Source organism: Amaricoccus sp. W119, from assembly GCF_047275745.1.
Lineage (GTDB): Bacteria > Pseudomonadota > Alphaproteobacteria > Rhodobacterales > Rhodobacteraceae > Amaricoccus.
In genome coordinates this window covers 1-1,709 of record NZ_JBKQWU010000161.1, presented here as the reverse complement: position 1 = coordinate 1,709, position 1,709 = coordinate 1, and the positions used below count along the sequence as shown (strand labels likewise).

At 58.6% G+C, this 1,709-nt stretch carries 2 protein-coding genes and 1 pseudogene; all 3 read right to left on the bottom strand.

The window, feature by feature from the left end:
• Window positions 1–100: 100 nt before the first annotated feature.
• Window positions 101–567 (bottom strand): annotated as a pseudogene (locus ACLJK8_RS22630) (transposase); the annotation flags it as partial.
• A gap of 118 nt (window positions 568–685) precedes the next feature.
• A complete protein-coding gene (locus ACLJK8_RS22625; RefSeq protein ID WP_413152664.1) occupies window positions 686–1,087 on the bottom strand; it encodes a hypothetical protein in 402 nt (133 codons plus the stop codon).
• Between the two features lie 178 nt (window positions 1,088–1,265).
• Window positions 1,266–1,709: alpha/beta fold hydrolase (locus ACLJK8_RS22620; protein ID WP_413152663.1), on the bottom strand; the 444-nt coding region annotated here is incomplete at its 5' end.

Genomic DNA, 1,709 nt, shown 5'->3' with positions numbered 1-1,709 from the left:
TGACCATCTCATTCATGAACGGCTTCCTCGATGGGGTGGATGGTCGCTCTCAACATCGCACATTGCGCTGTCGGGAGCGGGAGCCGCCCACCCCATCTATGGCGGGCAATGGTTCGACATCGATTATCTGCCCGCCCATGGCGATGAAACCCGCGGACCGGAGTTGCGTGTCGAAGCGGTGGAACAGCGCCTAGATCGCCGGGACGCCATCCAGTGTCGCCCGCGTCAACCCTTCCCGGAAATTCGAGATCGAATTCGCGTCCGGCACCCGGTCCGCGAGCAACAGCCCAAGGAAGCGCATGAACGACAGCCGGTCCTTGATCAGGTATTCCGTCCGCTCATCCGACAGCGAATGGCTCGCCTGAAGGATCAGGATCCGGAACATCAGCACATGATCGTAGGGCGGCCGGCCATCCTTCGCGCGATTCGAGCGCGGCACGGCGCGCTCCAGTTCGGCTCGGAACATCTCGAAATCGACCAGCGCGTTCACCCGCTCGAGGTCGTCGCCCTTCGCCGAGAGATCCGGAGCCGCTCCTCGGTATCGAAGAGTCCCGGCTGTCGCGCCACCGTCCACGTCACCGCCACCCCGCGTCGAGTGAATCATGATCCCCGCAGAAACGCACAGGTTCTTGGAGCCGGGCCATCCTGAGCTCCCACCTTGGCGCTCCTAATAAAGCTCTTAAATCTAAGGTTTATTAGGCCCAGGGTGAGCGTCTTCTCTTGAAGGATCCCAAGTTTCGAGCGTCGTTCGATAATATAACTCATACACACCCCCAGGGTCTCCATCAAAATACTCAGAAACCGTCCACTTTTCGCCTTGGTCCTCTGCCACGTCGGATTGGAGCACGCGTTGCGTAAAAGCGGTCTCCTTCGGCTGTCCGAAGTACCATTGGTTGATCGTTATGTTCCCGCCCGCACCGCCGGGAATCTTGTGCCGGCGATTAGGAAGCGGAATGATATTCCCACTTGTATTGAGCACACCCACCCAAACTTGAACTCCATTATAGAGTATCTCTATCGTATCACCAAATATAGCTTCAGCTATCATGCAATTAATACCTGTAAAGTATATCGTATTGATGTTCATCTGTATTTCTCCATCAGGGTTAGATTCGCTAATACTTTTGGCAGCTCCAAGTCTATTTTATTATTTCCATTGAGGCCTGCCGCTCGATGCTACCTGCCCCGCGTTCTCGGCGCATCTACCAAATGATAGACGGCAGCGAACCATGCCACCGGCCGGGCGTTCGTGGGTCGGTCGCCGCTCATGCCATCGTGGCTTCGATGATGTCGAACACCTCCGACCAGCGAGCGAGCGCGACCAACTGGCCCTCGACGGGAAAGCCGATGTAGCGCCAGTTCGGATACATGGCGCAGTACTCGAGCGCGGTCTCGAAGGGCGCGTTCCCGTCCTGCTCTCCGTGGATCAGCGTGACCGGACAGGCGACGTCCCCGAGGCCCTTGGGCCAATCCTCATGGATGCGGACAAGATCGGCGCAAAAGGCGGCTTCCGAGTGGGGGCTCGTCCCGAAGGTGTAGGCGAAGCTCGCGGCCACAGCGTCGGCGATCTCGCGATTCGCATAGGCCCTGCTGTCGTGAGAGCGGCGGTGCAAAAACCGGCCACGGTAGCGGCGGGATAGTCCGGCCGCGGGCGGAGTAAAATCCGGCCACCTATTTCCCTTCTGCATTGAACGCAGGAGGGACAGGGG

Coding starts and splice junctions, on each gene's coding strand:
- ACLJK8_RS22625 (WP_413152664.1), bottom strand. CDS start 1,087: ATGAACATCAATACGATATACTTTACAGGTATTAATTGCATGATAGCT.